Annotated in this window: 28 protein-coding genes; 2 read left to right on the forward strand and 26 right to left on the reverse strand. The window is 63.7% G+C overall.

Going from position 1 to position 24,513, the window contains the following annotated elements:
• Window positions 1-63 precede the first annotated feature (63 nt).
• From nagZ to AWB67_RS07985, 22 genes are all read right to left on the reverse strand, one after another.
• Window positions 64-1,092 carry a beta-N-acetylhexosaminidase gene (nagZ, locus tag AWB67_RS07880; protein ID WP_087655670.1) on the reverse strand — a complete coding sequence of 343 codons (1,029 nt, stop codon included), beginning with the start codon at window positions 1,090-1,092 and terminating at the stop codon, window positions 64-66.
• 21 nt (window positions 1,093-1,113) lie between these two features.
• Window positions 1,114-1,518, reverse strand: a complete 405-nt coding sequence (acpS, locus tag AWB67_RS07885) for a holo-ACP synthase (protein ID WP_087655671.1) — start codon at window positions 1,516-1,518, stop codon at window positions 1,114-1,116.
• A gap of 13 nt (window positions 1,519-1,531) precedes the next feature.
• On the reverse strand, window positions 1,532-2,299 hold the full coding sequence (pdxJ, locus tag AWB67_RS07890) for a pyridoxine 5'-phosphate synthase (RefSeq protein ID WP_087655672.1): 768 nt from the start codon (window positions 2,297-2,299) through the stop codon (window positions 1,532-1,534).
• On the reverse strand, window positions 2,296-3,159 hold the full coding sequence (gene recO, locus AWB67_RS07895; RefSeq protein ID WP_374729802.1) for a DNA repair protein RecO: 864 nt from the start codon (window positions 3,157-3,159) through the stop codon (window positions 2,296-2,298). The genes pdxJ and recO overlap by 4 nt, the downstream gene beginning before the upstream one ends.
• 7 nt (window positions 3,160-3,166) lie before the next feature.
• On the reverse strand, window positions 3,167-4,066 hold the full coding sequence (gene era, locus AWB67_RS07900; protein WP_087655674.1) for a GTPase Era: 900 nt from the start codon (window positions 4,064-4,066) through the stop codon (window positions 3,167-3,169).
• 62 nt (window positions 4,067-4,128) lie between these two features.
• Window positions 4,129-5,157 (reverse strand): ribonuclease III, encoded by a 1,029-nt coding sequence (gene rnc / locus AWB67_RS07905; RefSeq protein WP_235025070.1) that lies wholly within the window; start codon window positions 5,155-5,157, stop codon window positions 4,129-4,131.
• Window positions 5,158-5,331: 174 nt separating this feature from the next.
• Entirely contained in the window at window positions 5,332-6,225 is an 894-nt protein-coding gene (gene lepB, locus AWB67_RS07910; RefSeq protein ID WP_087655675.1) for a signal peptidase I, read from the reverse strand.
• Window positions 6,226-6,279: 54 nt separating this feature from the next.
• Window positions 6,280-8,070 (reverse strand): translation elongation factor 4, encoded by a 1,791-nt coding sequence (gene lepA / locus AWB67_RS07915; RefSeq protein WP_087655676.1) that lies wholly within the window; start codon window positions 8,068-8,070, stop codon window positions 6,280-6,282.
• Between the two features lie 141 nt (window positions 8,071-8,211).
• Entirely contained in the window at window positions 8,212-8,463 is a 252-nt protein-coding gene (locus tag AWB67_RS07920; protein WP_087655677.1) for a glutaredoxin family protein, read from the reverse strand.
• A 7-nt stretch (window positions 8,464-8,470) separates the two neighbouring features.
• Window positions 8,471-10,015 (reverse strand): DegQ family serine endoprotease, encoded by a 1,545-nt coding sequence (locus tag AWB67_RS07925; protein ID WP_087655678.1) that lies wholly within the window; start codon window positions 10,013-10,015, stop codon window positions 8,471-8,473.
• A gap of 18 nt (window positions 10,016-10,033) precedes the next feature.
• The gene (locus AWB67_RS07930; protein ID WP_087655679.1) at window positions 10,034-11,077 is read right to left on the reverse strand and encodes a MucB/RseB family sigma factor regulatory protein; all 1,044 of its coding nucleotides are present in this window, start codon (window positions 11,075-11,077) and stop codon (window positions 10,034-10,036) included.
• Between the two features lie 3 nt (window positions 11,078-11,080).
• Complete coding sequence (locus tag AWB67_RS07935; protein WP_087655680.1) at window positions 11,081-11,704, reverse strand: sigma-E factor negative regulatory protein; 624 nt, start codon at window positions 11,702-11,704, stop codon at window positions 11,081-11,083.
• 81 nt (window positions 11,705-11,785) lie between these two features.
• A complete protein-coding gene (gene rpoE / locus AWB67_RS07940; protein WP_087655681.1) occupies window positions 11,786-12,385 on the reverse strand; it encodes an RNA polymerase sigma factor RpoE in 600 nt (199 codons plus the stop codon).
• Window positions 12,386-12,481: 96 nt separating this feature from the next.
• Entirely contained in the window at window positions 12,482-12,766 is a 285-nt protein-coding gene (locus AWB67_RS07945; protein WP_087655682.1) for a hypothetical protein, read from the reverse strand.
• 187 nt (window positions 12,767-12,953) lie between these two features.
• Entirely contained in the window at window positions 12,954-14,192 is a 1,239-nt protein-coding gene (gene fabF, locus AWB67_RS07950; protein ID WP_087655683.1) for a beta-ketoacyl-ACP synthase II, read from the reverse strand.
• A 146-nt stretch (window positions 14,193-14,338) separates the two neighbouring features.
• Window positions 14,339-14,578: an acyl carrier protein gene (acpP, locus tag AWB67_RS07955; RefSeq protein WP_004197638.1), complete on the reverse strand. Its 240-nt coding sequence runs from the start codon at window positions 14,576-14,578 to the stop codon at window positions 14,339-14,341.
• A 230-nt stretch (window positions 14,579-14,808) separates the two neighbouring features.
• A complete protein-coding gene (fabG, locus tag AWB67_RS07960) occupies window positions 14,809-15,549 on the reverse strand; it encodes a 3-oxoacyl-ACP reductase FabG (RefSeq protein ID WP_087655684.1) in 741 nt (246 codons plus the stop codon).
• 16 nt (window positions 15,550-15,565) lie between these two features.
• Complete coding sequence (gene fabD / locus AWB67_RS07965) at window positions 15,566-16,498, reverse strand: ACP S-malonyltransferase (protein ID WP_087655685.1); 933 nt, start codon at window positions 16,496-16,498, stop codon at window positions 15,566-15,568.
• 79 nt (window positions 16,499-16,577) lie between these two features.
• Window positions 16,578-17,567 carry a beta-ketoacyl-ACP synthase III gene (locus AWB67_RS07970; protein WP_087655686.1) on the reverse strand — a complete coding sequence of 330 codons (990 nt, stop codon included), beginning with the start codon at window positions 17,565-17,567 and terminating at the stop codon, window positions 16,578-16,580.
• Window positions 17,567-18,721, reverse strand: a complete 1,155-nt coding sequence (gene plsX / locus AWB67_RS07975; protein ID WP_087655687.1) for a phosphate acyltransferase PlsX — start codon at window positions 18,719-18,721, stop codon at window positions 17,567-17,569. Before plsX ends, AWB67_RS07970 begins: the two co-directional genes overlap by 1 nt.
• Before the next feature lie 129 nt (window positions 18,722-18,850).
• Complete coding sequence (gene rpmF, locus AWB67_RS07980; protein WP_087655688.1) at window positions 18,851-19,030, reverse strand: 50S ribosomal protein L32; 180 nt, start codon at window positions 19,028-19,030, stop codon at window positions 18,851-18,853.
• Window positions 19,031-19,134: 104 nt separating this feature from the next.
• The gene (locus tag AWB67_RS07985) at window positions 19,135-19,776 is read right to left on the reverse strand and encodes a DUF177 domain-containing protein (RefSeq protein WP_087655727.1); all 642 of its coding nucleotides are present in this window, start codon (window positions 19,774-19,776) and stop codon (window positions 19,135-19,137) included.
• A 245-nt stretch (window positions 19,777-20,021) separates the two neighbouring features.
• On the opposite strand from AWB67_RS07985, the gene AWB67_RS07990 reads away from it, so the two are divergent.
• A complete protein-coding gene (locus AWB67_RS07990) occupies window positions 20,022-20,630 on the forward strand; it encodes a Maf-like protein (RefSeq protein ID WP_087655689.1) in 609 nt (202 codons plus the stop codon).
• Window positions 20,627-21,346, forward strand: coding sequence for an SAM-dependent methyltransferase (locus AWB67_RS07995; protein ID WP_087655690.1), 720 nt, complete (start codon window positions 20,627-20,629; stop codon window positions 21,344-21,346). Before AWB67_RS07990 ends, AWB67_RS07995 begins: the two co-directional genes overlap by 4 nt.
• 41 nt (window positions 21,347-21,387) lie before the next feature.
• Here the strand turns inward: AWB67_RS07995 and AWB67_RS08000 are convergent, their stop codons facing one another.
• Genes AWB67_RS08000 through AWB67_RS08015 form a run of 4 tightly spaced genes read right to left on the reverse strand, consistent with a single transcriptional unit; the run spans window position 21,388 to window position 24,453 of the window.
• Window positions 21,388-22,371, reverse strand: a complete 984-nt coding sequence (locus tag AWB67_RS08000; protein WP_087655691.1) for a S49 family peptidase — start codon at window positions 22,369-22,371, stop codon at window positions 21,388-21,390.
• Window positions 22,372-22,411: 40 nt separating this feature from the next.
• Complete coding sequence (locus AWB67_RS08005) at window positions 22,412-22,792, reverse strand: Rieske (2Fe-2S) protein (protein WP_087655692.1); 381 nt, start codon at window positions 22,790-22,792, stop codon at window positions 22,412-22,414.
• Complete coding sequence (locus tag AWB67_RS08010; protein ID WP_087655693.1) at window positions 22,789-23,448, reverse strand: HAD-IA family hydrolase; 660 nt, start codon at window positions 23,446-23,448, stop codon at window positions 22,789-22,791. The genes AWB67_RS08005 and AWB67_RS08010 overlap by 4 nt, the downstream gene beginning before the upstream one ends.
• Window positions 23,449-24,453 (reverse strand): RluA family pseudouridine synthase, encoded by a 1,005-nt coding sequence (locus AWB67_RS08015; RefSeq protein ID WP_087655694.1) that lies wholly within the window; start codon window positions 24,451-24,453, stop codon window positions 23,449-23,451. It abuts the gene before it with no gap.
• Between the last annotated feature and the right edge of the window lie 60 nt (window positions 24,454-24,513).

A 24,513-nucleotide genomic window follows, 5' to 3' on the forward strand; every position in this document is an offset into this window, starting at 1 on the left:
GGCTCAAAAAAAAACGCCACAGCAGCGATGCCGTGGCGTTTTTTTTTTCGAGCGACCAGAAGTTCAACCCAAAGCACTTTTCACTAAAGCTTTCGCCTGCTGATACTGCACCTGCGATTGCAGCTTGCTCCAGCTCGTCGCCCTCCCACGCGGCCGCATCTTTTTGAGACGATGCACCGACGCCTTCGACTGGGTGAAGCGCAACTGCTCAAGCACCTTTTCCGCTTCCTCCGGCTGATTGCAGATCAGGACCATGTCGCAGCCTGCCGTGAGCGCGGCCGTCGCCGCTTCGGTCAGCGTGCCGCCGACGCGCGCCGCTTCCATCGAGAGATCGTCGCTGAAGATCGCGCCCGCGAAGCTGAGCCGGCCGCGCAGAATGTCCTGCAGCCACACGCGCGAGAACCCGGCCGGCTTCTCGTCGACCTGCGTGTAGATCACGTGCGCCGGAATCACCGACGCGAGCGCCATGCCGAGCCAGTCGTACGGCTTGACATCGGCGGCGAGGATTTCGTCGAGCGGGCGATCGTCGGTCGGCAGCGCGACGTGCGAATCCGCCGATGCAAACCCGTGCCCCGGAAAGTGCTTGCCGCAGTTCGCCATGCCCGCGAGCAGCAGGCCATGATTCAGGTTCTTCGCGAGCGTCGCGACGACACGCGGATCGCTATGCAACGCGCGGTCGCCGATCACCTTCGACTGACCGTAATTCAGGTCGAGCACCGGCGTGAAGCTCATGTCGATGCCGCACGCGCGCAGTTCGGCCGCGAGCACGTAGCCGAACGCGGTCGCCGTTTTCGTCGCGAGCAGAACGTCGCGGTCCCACAGCTCGCCGAGCGTGCCCGGCGCGGGCAGCACGGTGAAGCCGTCGGTGCGGAAGCGCTGCACGCGCCCGCCTTCGTGATCGACCGCGATCAGGATGTCGTCGCGCACGGCGCGGATCGCGTCGGTGAGCGCGACGAGCTGCGCGCGATCGGTGAAATGGCGCGCGAACAGGATGATGCCGCCCGTCATCGGATGGGCGATGCGGCGGGTGTCCGCGTCGGTCAGCGTGGTGCCGACCACGTCGAGCATGACGGGTCCGGGAGTGCGTTTCATTGAGTCCAAAGGATTTTCTTTTTAGGATGGGTCGGGAGTTTCTGCGATCACGAACGACACCGCGTAGTCGCGCTCGTCGCTGACGGTGACCTTGGCCGTGATGCCGCGCGCGTCGAGCCATTCGGCCAGCTCGCCCGATGCCACGACGACCGGCTTGCCGCTCGCCTCGTTGAGCGTCTGGAGCGCGCGCCAGGTCATCGGCCAGCGCATGCCGAGGCCGATCGCCTTGGAAAACGCTTCTTTCGCGGAAAACCGCGTCGCGAGGAACGCGAGGCCGCGCACTTCCGAGCGGGCGCGGCGCGCGTGGTAGATGCGTAGTTCGTCGGCGCCGAGCACTTTCTCGGCGAAGCGCCCTTTCGTGCGCTCCATGACGGCCGCGACGCGGCTCACCTGGACGACGTCGGTGCCGATTCCGTAGATCGCCATAATGCGGGCCCGGTCAGCGGGACGCCGCGAGACGCGAGGCGACCATGATCGCCTTCATCTCGCGCACGGCGTTGTCCCAGCCTGCAAAGATCGCATGCGCGACGATCGCGTGGCCGATGTTCAGCTCGACAATGCCTTCGAGCGCCGCGATCGGCTGGACGTTCGTGTAGTGCAGGCCGTGGCCCGCGTTCACCTTCAGCCCGAGCGAATTGCCGAAATCGACGCTTTTCGCGACGCGTTCGAACTCGCGCTGCTGTTCGGCTTCGTCGTGCGCCTCGGCGTAGCGGCCGGTGTGCAGCTCGATGACCGGCGCGCCGGCTTCGTGCGCGGCGCGGATCTGCGTTTCGTCGGCGTCGATGAAAAGCGACACGCGTGCGCCCGCATCGGCGAGTTGCCGGCAGGCCGCCTTCACCGCCTCGAACTGTCCGGCGACGTCGAGGCCGCCTTCGGTCGTCAGTTCCTGGCGCTTTTCGGGCACGAGACAGACATCGTGCGGCTTCACCTCGCACGCGATGTCGAGCATCTCCTTCGTGACCGCGCATTCGAGGTTCATGCGCGTTTTCAGGAGCGGGCGCAGCGTGCGCACGTCCGCGTCGACGATATGACGGCGGTCCTCGCGCAGGTGCAGCGTGATGACGTCCGCCCCGGCTTCCTCGGCGGCGAGCGCGGCGCGGATCGGATCGGGGTATTTCGTGCCGCGCGCGTTGCGCAGCGTGGCGACGTGGTCGATGTTCACGCCGAGATCGATCACATTCGACGATGACGACAGAAAGAAGCTCATAGATTTTGCAGGTCGATCAGGATCTGACGGGTGGCGAGCGGCGTACCGCCCAGATAGACGTTGAGCAGGAAACGCATCAGCGTCTTGCTTTGCGCCGCCGTTTGCGGGCGGCTGTAGTCGTCCTGCTCCATGTCGAGGAGCGTCTGGCCGGCGATCACCGGCCATTGCGACGGCAGTTCGTCCGACGCCTCGCGCACGCCGCGCTCGGGATCGAACACATATTTATGAGCGACGACGACGGGCTGGCGCGTGATCGTCCTGTTCAACGCCATCGCGTAGCCGGTTTCGCGCAGGAGCACGCGTTCGAACGAACGCAGCACCTGCACGGGCGGTTCGTCGTGGGCCAGGCGCGAGAGCGTCAGCACGTAATGGTTGAAGAGAGCGGCATGCGCGTCTTCGCGCGCGCAAAATTTGACGAGCAGTTCGTTGACGTAGAAGCCGCAGAGGAGCGCATCGCCCGCGAGAGGCAGCATGCCGCCGACCCATTCCGCCGTCGTCAGCGTGCGGACTTCGCCCTTGCCCGTCCACGAGAGGCCGAGCGGCTGGAACGTCTGCAGCACGCCGCGAAGCGCGGAATGCGGACGCTTCGCGCCTTTCGCGACGAGCGCAATCCGGCCGTAGTCGCGCGAAAACACGTCGATGACGAGACTCGTCTCGCGATACGGATAGCTGTGCAGCACGAAGCCGGGCTGCTCGGCGATGCGGAAGTCGGAACGCGGCGCGGCGCGCGGGCGCTTGGCGACGGGGGTTTCCGCGGACGACGGAGCACGTCGCTTTTTCGGCGCGGCAGGCTTCGGCTCAGCGTCGAAGTTGTCGTCGTCGAGCCGTTCGGTTGGGTCGGTGTCGGGGTTGCGGGTCATCCACGCGTCATTCGTACCCATACGCGCGCAGTCCCGCTTCGTTGTCCGCCCAGCCGCTCTTCACCTTGATGAAGGTTTCGAGATAGACGGGGCCGTCGAAAAGCCTTTCCATATCGAGCCGCGCTTCGGTGCTGATCTGCTTAAGCTTCGCGCCCTTCTGGCCGATGATCATCGCCTTGTGGGTATCGCGTTCGACCAGAATCGTCGCGAAGATGCGGCGCAGGCGCCCTTCGGTTTCGAACTTGTCGATCAGCACCGTGCTCGTGTACGGCAATTCGTCGCCGGTCCAGCGGAACACTTTCTCGCGCAGGATTTCGGCGGCAAGGAAGCGCTCGCTGCGATCGGTCAGGTCATCTTCGCCGTAGATCGGCTCGCCTTCGGGCAGATAGGGCTTCACGACGTCCATCAGGCGCTTGATGTCGTCGGGGTTTTTCGCCGACATCGGCACGATTTCCTTGAATTCGTGCAGCGCGCTCGTCTTCTGCATGAAGGGAAAGAGCGAGCTCTTGTCGCTCACGTGATCGAGCTTGTTCGCGATCAGCAGCGTGGGCGTGCCTTTCGGGATCAGGTCGAGCACTTTCTGGTCGTCCGGGCCGAAGCGGCCCGCTTCGATCACGAACAGGATTGCATCGACGGAACTGAGCGTCGAGGTCACCGCGCGATTCAGCGAGCGGTTCAGCGCGCCGCTGTGACGCGTCTGGAAACCGGGGGTATCGACGAAGATGTACTGCGCGTCTTCGAGCGTATGGATGCCGGTGATGCGGTGCCGCGTCGTCTGCGCCTTGCGCGATGTGATGCTGACCTTCTGGCCGACGAGCGCGTTCATCAACGTCGACTTGCCGACATTGGGCCTGCCGACGATCGCGACCATGCCGCAGCGAAAACCAGAGGGAGTGGGAGCGTTCATAGTGATGTGCGGTGCGGCAAGTTCGTGAGGCGCGCTCAGGCGCCGGGACTCGGGATGGCGCGTCAGCGGCCGGTATCGGCGGCGCGCGCGACCTGGTGCTGTTCGTCGTGGTTCTGCTGCGGTTCGGCGTTTTCGGGCGTCTTTTCGGCGTTGACGGGGGCCTCGCCGCCCTTCTCCGCACGATGAATCGTATGCCGCTCGGACTTCTCCACAGCAGCAAACGATCCCGCCGACGGCTCCACATGCGCCGCGCGAATCACGGCGACCGGCGCTGCATCGGCGACGCGTTGCCGCTCCTTCTTGTCGGGGGAGCGCAAATCGAGCGCCGTCTGCACGCCGGTGACGCCCGGCACGACTTCCGGCTCGGCGTGCTTCGCTGCGCGCGCGCCCTTGCGCTTCGGCTTCACGACGAGCGCAGGCGCGGCGGCCATCACGTCGTCGAGCGCTTTCTTCGCCGCCGCCTGCTCGGCCGCGCGGCGACTTGCGCCAGAGCCGGACACCTTCACGTCGAGCTTCGGCACCGTGCATTCGACTTCGAATTGCTGATTGTGCGCGGCGCCGTGCGTTGCGACGACGGTATAGGTAGGCAGCGCGATCTTGTGGCCTTGCAGATATTCCTGGAGCAGCGTCTTCGCGTCCTTGCCGATGGTACGCGGATCGATGTGATCGAGGATCGGCGTGTAGAGACGCTTGATGACCGTATGCGCGGCATCGAAACCGCCATCGAGGAAGACCGCGCCGAAGATCGCTTCGAGCGTGTCCGCCAGGATCGACGGACGGCGAAAACCGCCGCTGCGCAGTTCGCCTTCGCCAAGCCGGAGCGCTTCCGACACGTTCAGCGCCTGCGCGATCTCATAAAGCGACTGCTGTTTGACTAGATTGGCGCGAACGCGGGAAAGATCGCCTTCGTCGAGTTTTGCGAATCGTTGGAACAAAAGCGCAGCCACCACGCAATTTAGAACGGAATCGCCGAGAAATTCGAGCCGTTCGTTGTGCGTGGCACTGTGACTGCGGTGGGTCATCGCCTGGCGCAGCAATTCCGCATTGCGAAATTCATACCGCAGCCGGCTTTCCAACGGGGTTGAGGGCATGGACAGAGTATAACGCGGGCGCCGGAGCGGCGAATCCGGCCGGCCGCCGGGAAAAACGCACAGGAAACTGCGCGGAGTAGAGGCCTTAGCCGCGCTTCTTCACGCAGTTTCGAAGCACGGACATCGGGCGAAACGCGCCGCTGGCGATGCGGCGCGTTTCGTTTCAAGCGAGCGTTACTGGAACGCGCCGATTCGCTTCAGGTTGCTGAAGTTCATCCAGATGAAAAACGCGCGTCCGACGATGTTCTTGTCCGGCACGAAGCCCCAGTAGCGGCTGTCGGCGCTGTTGTCGCGGTTGTCGCCCATCATGAAGTAGTGGCCCGCCGGCACCTTGCACGTGACACCCTGCGCGTTGTAGACGCAGTTGTCGCGATACGGGAAATCATCCGCGCCGATGACGAACGGCGGCACTTGCGGGTTGTTGAGGATCGCGTTCCTGCGGCCGTCGAGGTCTTCGACGAACTGCTTCGCGTAGCCGATGCGTTCGTCGTCGAAGTAATCCGGCTGCTGCGTCTCGGGCACGGGCTTGCCGTTGATCGTCAGCTTCTTGTTCTCATACGCGACGGTATCGCCCGGCAGGCCGATCACGCGCTTGATGTAGTCGACCGATTCGTCCTTCGGATAGCGGAACACGACTACATCGCCGCGGGTGAGCGGCTTGCCGTCGGTCAGCTTCGTGTTGATGATCGGCAGACGCAGGCCGTATTCGTACTTGTTGACCAGGATGAAGTCGCCGACCAGCAGCGTCGGCACCATCGATCCCGACGGAATCTTGAACGGCTCGACCACAAACGAGCGCACGACGAACACCACCAGGATCACCGGGAAAAAGCTCGCCGTGTATTCGAGCCACCACGGTTGCCGCAGCTTGTCGTCGCGCAAGCGCGCGCGCGTCTGCGCGGCGTTTTCATCGGCGAAACGCTCGCCGATGCGTTCCTGCTGCCGGTCGAATTCCGCGACTGCGGCGTCGGCGGCGCGGCGCCGTTGCGGCTGAAACACCAGCTTGTCCAGCACCCATGCGATCCCTGTCAAGACGACGAGGATCAAAAGAATCAACGCAAAATTCATCAATCGTTTCCGGTTGTTATCGTTTTCTGGCGAGCGGCGGCGTGAGCGCCGCCGTCAGTCGTCGACGCGCAGGATGGCGAGGAACGCCTCCTGCGGAATCTCGACCGAGCCAACCTGCTTCATCCGCTTCTTGCCCGCTTTCTGTTTCTCGAGCAGCTTCTTCTTTCGCGAGATGTCGCCGCCGTAGCATTTCGCCAGCACGTTCTTGCGCAGCGCCTTGATGTTCTCGCGCGCGATGATGTTCGCGCCGATCGTCGCCTGGATCGCCACGTCGTACATCTGGCGCGGGATCAGTTCGCGCATCTTCGACGCCACTTCGCGCCCGCGATGCTGGCTCTGCGAGCGGTGCACGATGACCGACAGCGCATCGACCTTGTCGCCGTTGATCAGCATGTCGACCTTGACGACGTCCGCCGCGCGATATTCCTTGAACTCGTAGTCCATCGACGCATATCCGCGCGACGTGGACTTCAGCCGGTCGAAGAAGTCGAGCACGATTTCCGCCATCGGGATTTCGTAGGTCAGTTGCACCTGACGGCCGTGGTATTGCATGTTGATCTGCTGGCCGCGCTTGTTGGTGCAGAGCGTGATGACCGAGCCGACATACTCCTGCGGCATGTACAGGTTCACCGTGACGATCGGCTCGCGCACTTCCTCGATCTTCGGAGGCTCTGGCATCTTCGCCGGATTCTCGACCTGGATCGTCGTGCCGTCGCGCTGGAGGACCTCGTAGACCACGGTCGGCGCGGTCGTGATGAGGTCCATGTCGAATTCGCGCTCCAGTCGCTCCTGCACGATTTCCATGTGCAAGAGCCCGAGGAACCCGCAGCGGAACCCGAAGCCGAGCGCTTGCGACACTTCCGGCTCGTACTGCAGCGAGGCGTCGTTCAGCTTCAGCTTTTCGAGCGATTCGCGCAGCGCGTCGTACTGGTTCGCCTCGATCGGATAAAGCCCCGCGAACACCTGCGGCTTCACTTCCTTGAAGCCCGGCAGCGGTTCGGGCGCCGGGCGCGCCGCGAGCGTGACGGTATCGCCGACCTTCGCAGCCTGCAACTCCTTGATGCCCGCGATAATGAAGCCCACTTGCCCCGCCGACAGCGAAGCCAGATTCGTCGCCTTCGGCGCGAACACGCCGAGATGCTCGACCGGATACTGCGCGCCGGTCGCCATCATCTTGATTTTGTCCTTCGGGCGCAGCGTGCCGTTCTTGATGCGCACGAGCATCACGACGCCGACGTAGTTGTCGAACCACGAATCGATGATGAGCGCCTGCAGCGGCGCGTCCGGGTCGCCCTTCGGCGGGGGCACCTTGGCGATCAGCGCTTCGAGCACGTCCTCGACGCCGAAGCCGGTCTTCGCGCTGACGCGCGTGGCGTCGGTGGCGTGGATGCCGATCACGTCCTCGATTTCCTCGATCGCGCTTTCGGGATTGGCCGCCGGCAAGTCGATCTTGTTCAGCACCGGCACGACTTCGACGCCGAGTTCGATCGCGGTGTAGCAGTTGGCGACGGTCTGCGCCTCGACGCCCTGGCTGGCGTCGACGACGAGCAGCGCGCCTTCGCACGCCGACAGCGACCGGCTGACTTCGTACGAGAAGTCGACGTGGCCCGGGGTATCGATCAGGTTGAGGTTGTAGACCTGGCCGTCGCGGGCCTTGTAGGTGAGCGCCGCGGTCTGCGCCTTGATGGTGATGCCGCGTTCACGCTCCAGATCCATCGAATCGAGAACCTGCGCTTCCATTTCACGGTCGGACAAGCCGCCGCACAACTGGATGATGCGGTCGGCCAGGGTCGATTTCCCGTGGTCGATGTGCGCAATGATCGAAAAGTTGCGAATATGATTCATTCAGTGCCGATCAAGCAAAAAAGGCGCGCCCTGACGAAACGCGGGACACGCCTTGAAAATAGGGGAAAAACCCCAGCATTTTAGCCGAAACGGGGTCTGCCCGGCGTTTTTTGCGGCAGGGGCCCGCGGGCGGGCGCTTTTTCAGGATGACGCGGCGCGCGCTTCGAGCGCTGCGCGCACGCGGGGGGCGTCGAGACGGTAGTGGCACAACTCCGTGCCGTGGAGCACCAGCACCGGCACGCGCTCGTTGTAGCGGGCTTCGAGCGTGGGATCCGTGTCGATGTCGATCCACTCGATGTCCGCGCCGAACTCCGCCGCAAGCGGTTCAAGTTCGGCCTTCATGTCGTCGCAAAGATGGCACCATGCCCGCCCGTAGAGCGTGAAAGGTGCCATCTCGCGCTTACTTTTGCGGCTGCGCGCGCGGACGCAGCGGCACGAACTGCGTGTTGTCGCCGCGACGCACGAGGACGGCGACCATCTTGCTCGCATCGACGTTCTGCGCGACCGCCTCGAACTGCTTTGCGCTCGTGATGTCCGTGTCGCCGATGCGCAGGATGATGTCGCCCTTCTGGAAGCCCGCTCGCGCCGCCGGCCCTTCCACCGCGTCGACCATCACGCCGTTCGTCAGCTTCAGCGCCTTTTTCTGCTCGGCGGAAATGTCGCTGACGGCCATGCCGAGCGCGTTGCTCGCGCGCTCCTTCGGCACCGGCGCCTTCTTCTGCTCGGTCTTCGCGACCTTGTCCGGCTGCATTTCGGCGATGGTGATCGGCAGGTCGCGCGTCTGACCCTTGCGCCACACGGTGATCGTCGCTTTCGAGCCGGGCTTCGTGTCGCCGACCATGCGCGGCAGGTCCGTCGCGGTCTGGACGTCGTGACCGTTGTATTTCAGGATGATGTCGCCAGGCTGGATGCCCGCCTTGTCGGCCGGACCGCCTGCTTCGACGCTCGACACCAGCGCGCCCTGCGCCTTCGGCAGGCCGAGCGAATCGGCGACGTCCTTCGTCACCTCGCCGATCGCGACCGCGATCCGGCCGCGCACGACCTTGCCGACCGTCTTCAGCTGATCGGCGACGCGCATCGCCTCGTCGATCGGAATCGCGAACGAGATGCCCATGAAACCGCCGGTGCGGCTATAAATCTGCGAGTTGATGCCGATCACCTCGCCCGCCATGTTGATGAGCGGGCCGCCCGAGTTGCCCGGGTTCACCGCGACGTCGGTCTGGATGAACGGCAGGTAATCGCCCGTGTCGCGCCCTTTCGCGCTGACGATGCCGGCCGTCACCGTGTTGTCGAGCCCGAACGGCGAGCCGATCGCGAGCACCCATTCGCCGACGCGCACCTTGTTCGAATCGCCGATGGTGATCGCCGGCAGGTTCGACGCGTTGATCTTCACGACCGCGACGTCCGTGCGTTCGTCGACGCCGACGAGCCGCGCCTTGAACTCGCGCTTGTCGGTGAGCGTGACGTAGATGGTGTCGGCGTCGTCGACGACGTGGGCGTTCGTCATCACGTAGCCGTCCGTCGAGAGGATGAAGCCTGAGCCGACGCCGCTGCTTTGCTCGGAGTTGTCCTGGCTGTCGTCGGGGAGCGCGCCGCGTCCGCCGCCGCCCTTGCCGCCGTCGCTTCCACCGCCGCCTCCGCCTCCGCCCCCGCCGCCACGGGGCGCGCCCGGCTGACCCGGCATCGGAATGCCGAAGAAGCGCCGGAAGAACTCGGACATGTCGCCTTCGTCGAGGCCGGGCGGCAGACCGCGCAGATCGCTGCTCGTGCCGACGCGCGAGGTCGTACGAATATTGACGACCGACGGCCCCACTTTATCGACGAGGGTCGTGAAATCGGGCAAGTTCACTACTGGTGTTGCCGCGGCAGCCGCGCTCGAAACGAACGGCAGACACACGGCAAGCGCCGCAGCCGCGAAAAACTTGCGCAGCGAGGAATTGCTCATATCAAGAGGGCCGAGGGATTACTTGGAAGGCTTGTATTCTATGGCAGAAGCAAATTGCTGCAACGTGGCTTGCGGCACTTCGCCAAGCAAAGTAATCCAGAAATCCCCACGGCGCTTCACGAGCACGTGCGTGGCGCCGGTATTTCCCGCGCCTTCCTTGCGCGAATTCTTTTCCACCGGCTCGACGAAAATCGAGATGGTGGCGAGACCGTCGGAGAACACGGCCTGATCGACGGGAATCGGCGGCTGGCCTTCTTCGCGCGACGCCATCGGGCGGCGCAGTTCGCGAATCTTTTTGAATCCGGCGATATTCGGCGTCAACTGCCAGCCCTGCGCTTCCATGTCGACTGGCTGGACCGGCGGACGCACGATCGTCCAGCCCGACGTGTTGCGGATGCCGTTGGCGATTGCGGCCTTGTCGACCGGGCCGCCGATGCGCACCTGTGAAAACGATAGCTGCTCGAGCACCTGGCCGTCCGGATCGAGCGTCTGGGCGCGCAGAAGCAGGCCGGTCTTGGCATCGGCCCAGAGCTTATAGGCAAAACGATAGGAATCTTTGGGATCGAGCTCGATGACCTGACTGTCCAGGCCCGCGACGCGGTCCGTGCCGAGCATTTTCGGCTCGTAGACGGAAAGAACCTGATCGCCGCTCGTGGCGAGCAGCGCCGGGAACGAATCCTTGTTCTGCCGCTTTTCGACGACGCACAAATGCCGCTCGGGAACGAACGTGAACATGTCGTCGTCGTGGCGGAGCATTCTGCGCGGCTTGCCGTCGAGGCTTTCGAGCGACTCGTACTCGCCGTCGCCGCGTGCCGCCGCGTGCGTGATCCGCGACGATTGCACCGTCGCGCCACGCTGATAAACGAACGTGCCCTCGTAATTCTGCTGCAGAGCCGCGAGATGGATGCGGTTGAGCAATTCTGCTGCGGCGCGGCGCGCGGCAACGGGATCGTCGCCTTGCGCAAAAGCACCAGATGCTGCGGTCAACAACGCGGCTGCACAGAACATCAATGCCGGCAGCCGCCCCCAATACGCCGTTTTGTTCAACCGCAATCTCTGCATCGATTATTGGCCTTGCGAGGTGGCGGCTGCGCGAATCAGAGGCATCGAGCCGGGCACGACGGGCTGCTGCGAGAACTGCTGATGCGCTTCGAGATACTGGTCGAGGTCCGCATCGCGGATGATATTCGCTTCGGTCAGCACCGGGCGCGCCGTGGCAGCCGGAATCGACGCCATCGCCACCCGCTGCATCGAATCCGTCGAAACGCTCGCGACCTGCACGCCGCCGCGACTATCGACGCCCTGCAACTGCGGCACGACGATCCACGTGAGCGTGGCCGCAGCAGCCGCGACCGCGAACGCCGGCATGACGCGCCGGCGCATGACGCCCTGGCGCTTCGCCGCCGCTGCTGGCAGCGCGGCGGGCGCGAACACATGCACCTCGGATTCGAAGCGCCGCGTGAACGCCGCCATGAACGCGCTACTGGTGGCGGGACTGACCGCCAGATCGTCGGAACGCAGCGCGTCGCCGATCAGGTGGTATTCGGACCACTGCGCGCGGTCCTGATTCTTCAAATCCGCCAGAAACTGACTGATGTTCCCAAGCTCGTCGAGCGATTCCCCGTCAACGAACGCCGACATACGCTCGCTGCGCGAGCCCGCTTGCGATTGCATCGAGACCGACCCCATGATGCTCCCCATCTTGACTACACCCCGTAGTGACACCAACTAACCCAGATATTGCGTCCCTGTCCCGCGCATTCTCGCCGCTTACCAGCGCTTGCCTTCAGGAGTGTCCAACAACGGACGCAATTTTGCCGCAATGGCTTCGCGAGCACGGAAAATTCTCGATCTGACGGTCCCGATTGGACAATTCATCATTTCGGCGATTTCCTCGTAGCTCAGTCCCTCGATCTCTCGAAGGGTTATGGCGGTGCGCAGCTCTTCCGGCAAAACCGCCATCGCAGCATTGACCGTCTGTGCGATCTGCTTGCTCATCAACATCGATTCAGGCGTGTTGATATCCCTTAGTTGGTCCGCGTCGGAGAAAGTTTCCGCTTCTTCTGCGTCAGCTTCGGTAGAAGTTGGGGCGCGGCGGCCCTGCGTGGCAAGGTAGTTCTTCGCGGTGTTGACCGCAATCCGGTAAAGCCACGTATAAAACGCCGATTCGCCGCGAAATTGCGGCAACGCGCGGTAAGCCTTGATAAAGGCGTCCTGGGCGACGTCTTCGACCTCGGCGGGGTCCCGCACGAGGCGCGAGATCAGTCGAATGATCTTGCGGTGGTATTTGGCAACCAGTAGCTCGAACGCTGCCTTGTCGCCTTTCTGCACGCGTTCGACCAGAACCTGGTCGATTTCTTTTTCGCTCACCTGGGAAATCCGTTAACTTTGGGGGTGCTACGCGGACGGCTATTGTAGCGTTCCCGCCGATGCACCACTTCCGGTGCTCATGAGCCGTTACAGTCTTTACAGATAGGCCTGGGCGCCGCGCCGGGCCCGCACGGCGAGTTCCCGGAAGACGTCGCGCTCGACGGCATCGGCGGCGAAGAGGAGATGGCTCGCGCGACCGTCGGCCGAAAGCAGGGTCAGGGCGAGCAGTTGGTTGCTCCACTGAGCACAGCCCGTGATCCGCCGATAGTGCGCTATGCCCGAACGGTCCCACGTGGTGATGCCGTCGGCGCCGAGCCGGAATGCGACCGGCTGCTTGCGCTGCCACGCGTGGGCACAAGCGCTCAATGCGACGAGGCACATCGACGCCGCGACACCGCCATCGAAAAACCCCGATCTGGGCGCGACGCACTGAAACCGCCGCTACCGCCACACCGATAAACCCGAGCGTCGCGCCGAACAGCATCCGCGAAGGACGAAGTGCAAAGGTGTCGTGGTAGTCGAATGCGCCCGGCAAAGCCTTCCCCCTACGATGCCGAGCGCCTGCCGCTCAGTGACGCTTGAAAACGAGCGTGCCGTTCGTTCCGCCGAAACCGAACGAATTCTTCAGCGCCACGTCGATCTTCATCTCCCGCGCTGTGTTCGCGCAGTAGTCCAGGTCGCAGGCCGGGTCCTGGTTGAAGATGTTGATGGTCGGCGGCGATACCTGATGGTGGATCGCCAGCACGGTGAACACCGATTCAAGCCCGCCCGCGCCGCCGAGCAAGTGCCCGGTCATCGACTTCGTGGAATTCACGACCATGCTCTTCGCGTGATCGCCGAACGCGCGCTTGATGCCGGTGGTCTCGGCGATGTCGCCGAGCGGCGTCGACGTGCCGTGCGCGTTCAGGTAGTTCACTTCGTCCGGATTGACCTTCGCGTTCTTCATCGCGTTGATCATGCTGCGACGGCCGCCGTCGCCGTCTTCGGGCGGCGCGGTCATGTGGTACGCGTCGCCGCTCATGCCGTAGCCCGACACTTCCGCGTAGATCTTCGCGCCGCGCGCCTTCGCGTGCTCGTACTCTTCGAGCACCATCACGCCGGCGCCCTCGCCGAGCACGAAGCCGTCGCGATCCTTGTCCCACGGACGGCTCGCCGTCGCGGGGTCGTCGTTGCGCTGCGACAGCGCGCGCGCCGCCGCGAACCCGCCCACGCCGAGCGGCGACACAGTGGCTTCCGAGCCGCCCGCGATCATCACGTCGGCGTCGCCGTATTCGATCAGGCGCGAGGCCTCGCCGATGCAATGCAGACCCGTCGTGCACGCGGTGACGATCGCGAGATTCGGGCCTTTCAGACCGAAGCGAATCGACAGATGCCCGCTGATCATGTTGATGATCGACGCCGGCACGAAGAACGGCGAGATGCGGCGCGGACCACGGTTGAGCAACTCGGTCTGCGTGACTTCGATCATCGGCAGGCCGCCGATGCCCGAACCTACGACCACGCCGACGCGCTCCGAGTTTTCCTCGGTGATCTCGAGGCCGCTGTCCTGCATGGCCTGCACGCCCGCTGCGATGCCGTAATGGATGAAGGTATCCATATGGCGCGCTTCCTTGCCGGGCATGTATTCCTCGACATTGAAGCCCTTCACTTCGCCGGCAAAGCGGGTGGAGAAGTTCGACGCGTCGAACTTCGTGATCTCGGCAATGCCGGATTTGCCCGCCAGCAGATTGGCCCAGCCGTCGGCAACGGTATTGCCAACAGGCGAAATCAGCCCAAGGCCTGTAACAACGACTCGACGACGGCTCACGGTAACCCCTTATCCATAGATGACAAAAATGCGAAAGCCACAGCGGCCACAGGAAACTGCCCTGTTAGCCCTGTGGCTGTTATATCGGTCTCGGTCGCGACAGAGCGTCAAGCTCGAGTGCGAAAGGTCGCTGGCGCGTCCGGGCCTTAGGCCTTGACGTTCGCGCGAGCGTAGTCGATCGCTTGCTGAACCGTCGTGATCTTCTCGGCTTCTTCATCGGGGATTTCCATGCCGAATTCGTCTTCCAGTGCCATCACCAGTTCGACGGTGTCGAGCGAGTCAGCGCCCAGATCGTTGACGAACGAAGCTTCGTTCTTGATTTCAGCTTCGGCGACGCCCAGTTGTTCGGCGACGATCTTCTTCACGCGCTGTTCGATATTGTCCATGCAGCCCTCCGAGGGAAATTAGGTTCAAAGTTGCGAGTGCGCGCATTTTATCAGGTTTGCAACTGTAAAAAGCGGCACTTCGAGTTCATGCTTTCACCGCGTGCAACCAAGCGCGAAGCCGGTCACGCGCGATCCGTTGACTTCTTCATTACAGCGCCAATCCGGAGCCAGCGCGATGCTTGCAAGCATTTTGCGCGCCGCCCGCGGCGCGCATATTAAACGAACGCCTATTACATGTACATGCCGCCGTTCACGTGCAGCGTCGTCCCGGTGATGTAGCCTGCGAACGGCGACGCGAGGAAAGCCACAGCATGCGCGATATCGTCGGGGCTGCCCAGTCGGCCGAGTGGTATCTGCGCGGTCAGCGCCGTGCGCTGCTCTTCGGGCAGGACCTTCGTCATGTCGGTATCGATGAAACCCGGCGCGATGCAGTTCACCGTAATCCCGCGGCTGCCGATCTCGCGGGCCAGCGCGCGCGTCATGCCGGCGACGCCCGCCTTCGCGGCCGCGTAGTTCGCCTGCCCCGGATTGCCCGACGAGCCGACCACCGAAGTGATATTGATGATCCGTCCGCCGCGCGCTTTCATCATCGGGCGCAGCACCGCGCGCGAGAGGCGGAACACGGCGCGCAGGTTCGTATCGATGACGGCGTCGAATTCCTCGTCTTTCATGCGCATCGCGAGCTGGTCTTTCGTGATGCCGGCATTGTTCACCAGCACGTTCAGCCCGCCGAATTCCTTCACGGTGGCGTCGATGAAGGCGTCGGCGGCGGCTGCGTCGTTCACGTTCAGCACCGCGCCGCGTCCTTTCAGGCCCGCTTGCCCGAAGGCTTCGGTGATGCCCGCGGCGCCGCTTTCGCTCGTCGCCGTGCCGATCACGGTCGCGCCCTGGCGCGCGAGTTCCAGCGCGATCGCGCGCCCGATGCCACGCGATGCGCCCGTGACGATGGCTACCTGCTTGTCCAAGTTCATGTTGTCGTCCTTCTGGTTACGCCGTGAGCAGCTTGCGCGCTTCGTCGAGCGAAGCCGGATCGAAAACCGACGCGCCGACGAGCGAGCCGTCGATCCGCTTCGTCAAGCCCGCGAGCACCTTGCCCGGGCCGCATTCGATTACGTGCGTGACGCCGTCGCGCGCCATCGCTTGCACGCATTCGACCCAGCGCACCGGGCCCGCCGCCTGGCGCACGAGCGCGTCCTTGATCGCGGCGGGATCGGAGACAATCGCGACGTCGACGTTATTGATCAGCGGAATCTGCGGCGCTTTCACGTCGACTTTCGCAAGATAGTCGCGCAACTGGTCCGACGCGGGCTTGAGCAGCGACGAATGGAACGGCGCCGATACCGGCAGCGGTAGCGCGCGCTTCGCGCCTTTCGCCTTGGCGATTTCGCACGCCTTCTCGACGCCCGCCTTCGCGCCCGCGATCACGACTTGCGCTGGCGCGTTGAAATTGACCGCCTCGACGACGCCCGCCGCCGACGCTTCCGCGCAGACCGCGCGCACGGTGTCGTCGTCTAGACCGAGGATCGCTGCCATGCCGCCAACGCCCACCGGCACGGCGCTTTGCATCGCCTGCGCACGAAAGCGCACGAGTGGGACGGCATCGGCGAACGCGAGCGCGCCGGCCGCGACCAGCGCCGTGTACTCGCCGAGGCTATGACCCGCGACGATTGCCGGCTTCACGCCCGCTTCCTGCTCCCACACGCGATAAATCGCGTACGCGGCCGTCAGCATGACGGGCTGCGTGTTGGTCGTGAGATTGAGTTCTTCCGCCGGGCCTTCCGCGATCAGCTTCGCGAGATCCTGGCCGAGCGCGTCGGACGCCTGCTGGACGGTCTCGCGCACCACGGCGTGATCGGCGAATGCGTTGAGCATGCCGACCGATTGCGAACCCTGTCCGGGAAAAACGAACGCAAATTTCATATCGTCCTCGATGAATTGGGAAGGCTGAAGCGGGCGCAGCAGAGCGCGCGCGACGGCGCCCTGCTTCGGTCAGTTTCGCTCAGTAGCGGAAAACCGACGCGCCCCAGGTGAAGCCGCCGCCGACGCCTTCGATCAGCACGTTCTGGCCGCGCTTGATGCGGCCGTCGCGCACGGCGACGTCGAGCGCGAGCGGAATCGACGCCGCCGACGTATTGCCGTGCTCACCGACCGTCACGACCATGCGCTCCTGCGGCAGGCGCAGCTTGCGGCAGGTGCTCTGCATGATGCGAATGTTGGCCTGATGGGGGATCAGCCAATCGATGTCTTCTGCGGTGAGTTGCGCACGGTCGAGCGCTTCGACCGCGACTTTTTCCAGCACGTTGACGGCGAGTTTGAAGACTGCCTGGCCGTCCATGTGCAGGAACGCACTGCCCGCGACCACGCCACCGTTCACGTTGCCCGGCGTGCAGAGGATGTCGGAATAGCTGCCATCAGCGTGGAGCGCGCTTGCCAGCACGCCCGGCTCATCGGACGCCTGCATGACGATGGCGCCCGCGCCGTCGCCGAACAGCACGCAGGTCGTGCGGTCGTTGAAATCGAGGATGCGCGAGAAGGTTTCCGCGCCGACGATCAGCGCCGTGCGATGCGCGCCGCTGCGAATCAGGCTGTCGGCGATCGCGACAGCGTAGGCAAAGCCCGAGCAGACTGCCTGGACGTCGAACGCCGCGCCGTTGTTCTTGATGCCGAGCTTGTTCTGGAGCAGGCACGCCGTGCTGGGAAATACGAAGTCCGGCGTGGAGGTGGCGACAATGATCAGATCGATCGATTGCGGATCGATGCCCGCGGCTTCGATCGCGTTATTCGAGGCGAACAGCGCAAGATCGCTCGTGGTCTGGTCGGCGGCGGCGAAGTGCCGGGCATGGATGCCGGTGCGCGCCACGATCCATTCGTCGCTCGTCTCGACGCCCTGCTTTGCGAGACGGTCTGCCAGATCCTGATTCGTGACGCGGTCCGCCGGCAGGTAGCTGCCCGTGCCGAGCACGCGTGAGTAGAGATTGGATTGAGCCATTATGCCTTCGAGGGTAGCGCGGCGCCGGGCTCGCCCGGCGGGGGCGGATTGGTGCGGCTCGCGGCGACGCCGTCTTGCAGCGGCTGTACCGCGTCGGATCCGGTGGCGCCGTTCGCGCGACCGGCTTCGAGTGCCGCCTGCCGCATGGGCGCGGCGTTTTCTTCCATCGCGCGCACGAGGCGTTCGAGCACGCCATTTTTGACGGCATCATACCCGCGTTTGATGGCCCACTCAAACCCGTAGGCCTCGGCCGATCCGTGGCTCTTGATGACGAGCCCGCGCAGGCCGAGCAACGCGGCGCCGTTGTACTGCGCCGGATCGACGCGCCGCTTGAAGCGCTTGAGCACCGGCATCGCGACGAGCGCCATCAGCTTCGTCGCGAACGAGCGGCCGAACTCTTCCTTGATCATGTCGGTGAGCATCTTCGCGAGCCCTTCCGACGTCTTCAGCGCGACATTGCCGACGAAACCGTCGCACACGACGACATCGGTCGTGCCTTTATAGATGTCGTTGCCTTCCACGTTGCCGTAGAAGTTGAGCGTGCTCGCGCGCAGCAATTCGCCAGCGCGCTTGATGGTTTCGTTGCCCTTGATGACTTCTTCGCCGATGTTGAGCAAACCGATGGTCGGCCGCTCGCGCCCTTCGATCGCGGACACGAGCGCGTGGCCCATCTCGGCGAACTGCAAAAGATGCTGCGGTTCGCAATCGACGTTCGCGCCGAGATCGAGCACGGTGGTGTAGCCGCGCTGGCTCGGCATTGCGAAGGCGATCGCCGGCCGCTCGATGCCAGGAAGCGTCTTCAGGACGTAACGGGAAACGGCCATCAGCGCGCCGGTGTTGCCGGCGGAGATGCAGGTCTGAGCCTCACCTTCCTTGACGAGGTTCAGCGCGACGCGCATCGACGAATCTTTTTTCCTGCGCAGCGCGACCTCGACGGGATCGTCCATCGCGACGACTTCGCTCGCGGGGACGACGGTCAGGCGCGGTTCGTCGACGGCCTTGCTTTTCTTGAGTTGCGCGCGGATCGCGGGCTCGATGCCCACGAGCAGCAGATGCGCGTCCGGATGCGAACGCACGAAATTGACGGCAGCGGGAACCGTCACGGCCGGGCCGTGGTCGCCTCCCATGCAGTCGATGGTGATCTTTACAGTCATGGAGTGCGACGAATTTCAGGCACAAAAAAGCGGCAGTGAAATGCCGCCTTCTTGTCGTACCGAGGAAATGTCAAGCGCGAGCGACCGTAATTCAAGACGGTGACGCGAGACGCAGCAAGCGTCGTACGCTTAGTCGTTCTTCGTCTTGATGACTTTCTTGCCACGGTAGTAGCCGTTCGGGCTCACGTGGTGACGCAGATGCACTTCACCCGTGCTCGGCTCAACGCCCAGCGGCGCTGCGGTGAGGTGGTCGTGCGAACGATGCATGCCGCGCTTCGACGGCGATTTCTTGTTTTGCTGAACTGCCATGATAACTCCAGAAAAATTTTGCGAATTCTAACACAGCTCGACATGCCGGCGACCCAAGGCCTAAAGGCCAGTCACGGTGCCAAATGCGCGTCGCGCCAACTGATTTAATGCTTCTTGTCGCCGGGGCCGCCCTGCTTGAGCTTTTCGAGCGCGGCGAACGGGTTGGGCCGCGCGGGTTCGTCACCCGCTGCGCCTTCGCCATTCCCCTCGACGGGCTCGCCTTCGATGCCTTCGGCGCCCGAAACCAGGCTCTCGTGCACTTCAGGACACACCTCGTGCTTGGGCACGAGCGGCAAAGACAACAACAACTCCTCTTCGATCAAGTCGACGAGATCGAACTGGCGCGAGCCAACAATCACTTCGACTTCATCGTCGTCGAGCGGAAACTCGTCGGCTTCTTCTTCCGTTTTCACGATGCGATAAGTTGCGTCGACATCGAGATGCTGCGAATACGGCGAAAGGCAGCGCTGACACTCGATCCAAACTGAACCGTGTACCGCCAACCTTAGATACGGCTGCGGCGCCTCGGCACCGTCGTCCTGCAGCTCGGGCTGCGTGGACCCTTCGCCCTGCCAGGTGAACGCGGTGTCGCGGTCTGGCGCATCCGCCGGGACTTCGTTTAACATGCGCGGCAGTTGCGAGACGCGCACGGCGCCGGCCGCCTGCCTTCCGCTCTGGGCGAATTCGAAGATGTCGAGCGCGCGCAGATCGGCGGGGCTCGCAGGTTTGCCAGGATTTTGGGTCATGTGCGCTTCCTGCATGTGCCAAGGATTCGCCAGTATGCACTGCGCGCTGCGCTCCGGCTGGTGTGGTTTGCCCGCATTTCTGCTCGCGGGGTTCACGACTGCCGGCTTGCTTACAGCTTTTCCCTACAGCGATACATACCGATGAAAAGCCCAAAACTATATCGGTTTTGTCTTTACGCGTCAAACACTTAAGGGACGGTTCCTGCCGCGCCTTCCTGCCACCGCTTTCTCAGTCGACTTTCCTCATGCCCGATGTCCCAAACAGCCCGCCGCGCCTCGTTCTTGCGTCGAGTTCGCGTTATAGACGCGAACTGCTCGAACGCCTGCGCATCTCCTTCGACGTGATCGCGCCCCACATCGACGAAACGCCGCTCGACGGCGAAACGCCCGAAGCGACGGCCGTGCGACTGTCGATCGCAAAGGCGCGCGCGGCCGCCGTCAAGGCGCCAGGCGCGCTCGCGATCGGCTCGGATCAGGTCGCAACGTTCGACGGCCGGCAGATCGGCAAGCCCGGCACACACGCAAAAGCGGTCGCGCAATTGCAGTCGATGCGCGGGCGCAGCGTCGATTTCCACAGCGCCCTATGTCTTTTCGATAGCCGGACGGATAGCGTCCAATCGGCGGATATCGTCACGCGCGTGCAGTTCCGTGATCTGTCCGATGCCGAGATCGAAGCGTATCTGCGCGCCGAAACGCCTTACGACGTCGCCGGGAGCGCCAAATCCGAGGGTTTAGGCATCACGCTGCTCGAAGCGATCGATTCGAACGATCCGACCGCGCTCGTCGGCCTGCCACTGATCGAACTGTCGCGCATGTTGCGACGCGCCGGCTTTCCCTTGCTGGAGGCGCGATGAGCGGCGTCCTGTACCTGATCCCGAACACGCTCGGCGACGGCGACGCCGCCACGCTCGCCGAAGTCCTGCCCGAGCCGGTCCGCGCGCGCGCCGCCGCCCTTGCCTATTACATAGGCGAGAACGCCAAAACGACGCGCGCGTTCCTGAAGAAAGTCGGCACCGAGCGGCCGATCCAGGAAATCGAGGTTCGCGAGCTGAACGTGAACACGCCGCCCGGCGAAGTCGAAAAGCTGCTCGCGCCGATCCTCGCGGGCACCGACGCGGGCCTCGTGTCGGAGGCCGGCTGCCCCGCCGTCGCCGATCCGGGCGCCCTGCTCGTGCGCCGCGCGCATGAGCGCGGGGTCAAGGTGGTGCCGTTCGTCGGGCCGAGTTCGATTTTGCTTGCACTGATGGCGTCGGGCATGAACGGGCAGAGTTTCGCGTTCAACGGCTACCTGCCCGTCGATCCCGGTGAGCGCGCGAAGCGTCTGCGCGAACTGGAGCAGGTGTCGCGCAAGGGGAATCAGACGCAGATTTTCATCGAGACGCCGTATCGCAACCGCGCTCTGCTCGACACGCTGATCGCGACGTGCGCGCCATCGACACTCGTGTGCGTGGCCGTCGATCTGACATTGCCCGCCGAGACAATCGTCACACGGACTGTCGCGGAGTGGAAAAAAAAGCCGGCGCCTGATTTGCACAAGCGGCCGGCGATTTTCCTACTGCTGGGCGCGTGAAATCTTCGGTTAAGCGCCTTTGCTACGCCAACCGCCGAAAATCATCGCAACTGCATCTTCCCGTCAAGCATCATCGTATGGACGGCGGCATTGCCCACCGCCGCGCCGAACTTGCGCACCACGCGCTCCCCGATGCTCTCCTTCTGCGTGTAATCGACGATATCCGGCTGCTTGATCACCTCGCGCGCGACGTAATTGGCGTCGCCGAAGCCATCGGCAAGACCGAGTGCCACACCCTTTTCACCCGTCCAGAACATGCCGGTGAAGAGTTCCGGATCGTTCTTCAGACGCGCGCCGCGCCCTTGCTTCACGGCGTCGATGAACTGCGTGTGGATCTGGTCGAGCATTTCCTGGGCGTGCGCCGTCATTTGCGGTGTTTCGGGCGAAAAAGGATCGAATGCGCCCTTGTTTTCACCCGACGTGTGAATTCGCCGCTGGATGCCGAGCTTGTCCATTAGCCCCGTGAAGCCGAAGCCGTCCATCAGCACGCCGATCGAGCCGACGATGCTCGCCTTGTCGACGTAGATCTTGTCGGCCGCCGCCGCCACGTAATAACCGCCGGATGCGCACATGTCGTCGACGACCACGTACAACGGCTTCGATGGATATTTAGCCCGCAAGCGCCTGATTTCGCGATAAATGATGCCTGCTTGCACCGGCGACCCGCCCGGGCTGTTCACGCGCAGGATTACGCCTGCGGTGGCGTCGTCCTCGAACGCGCTTTGCAGCGCCGCGTTGATGTTGTCGGCGCTCGAGTTGCTGTTCGCGGCGATTTCGCCTTCGAGTTCGACCAGAGCCGTATGGCGCGTGGTTTTCGACACCTTTTCGCCGGTGAAGTCGAACAGGCCCCAGACGACCAGCGCCACCAGTGCCAGCGCCACGAAGCGGAAGAAGATGCGCCAGCGGCGCGCGGCGCGCTGCTCAGTGATCGCCGCGAGCGCGATGCGTTCGAGCGCAGCGCGCTCCCAGTTCTCAACAGGCGGGCGTTTCGAATCGGAAGGATCGTTCGGGAATTGATCGGACATGCGGGGTCTGCTTTTGGAGTGTTAGGGATGAAGGAAGGAATCAGGTGGGGCGCAGCGCGTCGTCCGGGACCCAGAAGACGGCGCGGCCTTCCGGCGTGTCGCGCTCCTCGACCTGCACCTGCCGCAGGCGCGCGCCGCGGCACGGGCCGCCAACGCATTTGCCGGTGTCCGGCTCGTAGATCGCGCCGTGCGTGGCGCACATCAAGTATAGGCCCGAGCTTTCGAAGAACTGGCCCTCATTCCAGTCGAGTTCCATCGAGACGTGCGCGCAGCGGTTGAGATAGCCGTACGGCTTGCCTTCGTACCGCACGAAAAACACGACGGATTCCCCGCCCGACTTTTCGACGGCATCGCGGCGCACGCCCATCCCGCCGTCGACGAGATCGCTCGCCGCGCAGATCCGGACCGCCGCGTCGCTCATGCGTGCTCCCGCAGCCAGCCGAGTAGCGACGCGACGCTGTCGGCGCAGAATTTCGGCTGGAGCGCCACGAGCGAATCCGCCGGATGGGCGCCATAGCCCACGCCGATGCCCGCGGCGCCCGCGTTGATGGCCATTTGCAGGTCGTGCGTCGTGTCGCCGACCATCACCGTCCGGCCGAGATCCTGCCCCAGTTCACGCGTAAGTTCGTGCAGCATCGCGGGATGGGGCTTGGAGAAGGTTTCGTCGGCGCAGCGCGTGCCGTCGAAAAGACTCGTGAGCCGTGATTGGTCGAGCGCGCGGTTCAAGCCCACGCGGCTTTTCCCCGTCGCGACGCCCAGCAGATATCCCTCGTCGCGCAATTCCTGGAGCATGCCGCGCACGCCGTCAAAGAGTTCGGTCTGCTGGTCCTTCACCAGATAGTGGAAGCGGTAGCGCTCGGCGAGACGCGGGTAATCGACAGGATCGAGCGTAGGCGCGGCGATCTGCAGCGCATCGCGCAGGCCGAGGCCGATCACGTAGCTGGCCGATTCGTTGGAGGGCACGGGAAGACCCAGATCGCGGCAGGCCGCCTGGATGCTGCGCGTGATGTGCGCCGTCGAATCCATCAGCGTGCCGTCCCAGTCGAAGACGATCAGATCGAATTGCTGGCGCGCCATTTATTGGGTCTCGTTCGAAAGCTGCTTGAGTTGGTCGATGAAGCGTTTGCATTCGGCGGGCAGCGGCGCGTCGATCTGGAGCACGTCGCCGGTTGCCGGATGCGTTAGTTTCAGCCGATATGCGTGCAAAAACATGCGTTTGAGCGACGGTTTCGCGTTCGGACGCACCAGATCCTTGTTCAGCGCGAAGTCGCCGTACTTGGCGTCACCGGCGATCGGCAGGCCGATGCTCGCCATATGAACGCGAATCTGATGCGTGCGCCCCGTCTTGAGTTCCGCCTCGACCCACGCGTAGTCGTCCCAGCGCTCGAGCAGGTTGAACACCGTGTGGGACGGCAGCCCGTCTTCCTGGATACGCACGCGGCGTTCCCCGTCCCCCGCGACGTATTTGTGCAGCGGCGCCTTCACGATGCGCCGGCGGCCCCAGTCACTCGCCCAGTCGCCGTAACCGACCGCGTAATAGCGCTTTTCGACGCGATTCTCGCGAATCTGCTCGTGCAGGTTCACCAGCGCCGAGCGCTTTTTCGCGAGCATCAGCACGCCGGATGTCTCGCGATCCAGCCGATGCACGAGTTCGAGAAACTTCGCGTGCGGCCGCGCGTTGCGCAACTGTTCTATGACGCCGAACGCCACGCCGCTGCCGCCGTGCACGGCGACGCCGGACGGTTTGTCGATGACGATCAAGTGGTCGTCTTCGAAGAGAATCGGGAATTCGGCGGCGGGCGCGTTCGACGAAACATGCATTTCATCCGGTTGTGCGACGCGAATCGGCGGCACGCGCACGAGATCGCCGAGTTCGAGGCGATACGCGGCATCGATACGGCCCTTGTTCACGCGTACTTCGCCGCTGCGCAAAATCCGGTAGATATGGCTCTTGGGCACGCCCTTGCAGACGCGCAGGAGGAAATTGTCGATTCGCTGACCGGTCGAGCCTTCATCGATTTCGATCATCGAGACCTGCTCGCTTGCGACCTTTTTCTGGGATGTTTTGCCTAACTCATTCATTATGAATATAATTTGCGAGCAATCTGAAAAGACGAAAAAACTTCGTCGCGATTTATCAGA

Source organism: Caballeronia terrestris (genome assembly GCF_001544515.1).
Taxonomy (GTDB): domain Bacteria; phylum Pseudomonadota; class Gammaproteobacteria; order Burkholderiales; family Burkholderiaceae; genus Caballeronia; species Caballeronia terrestris.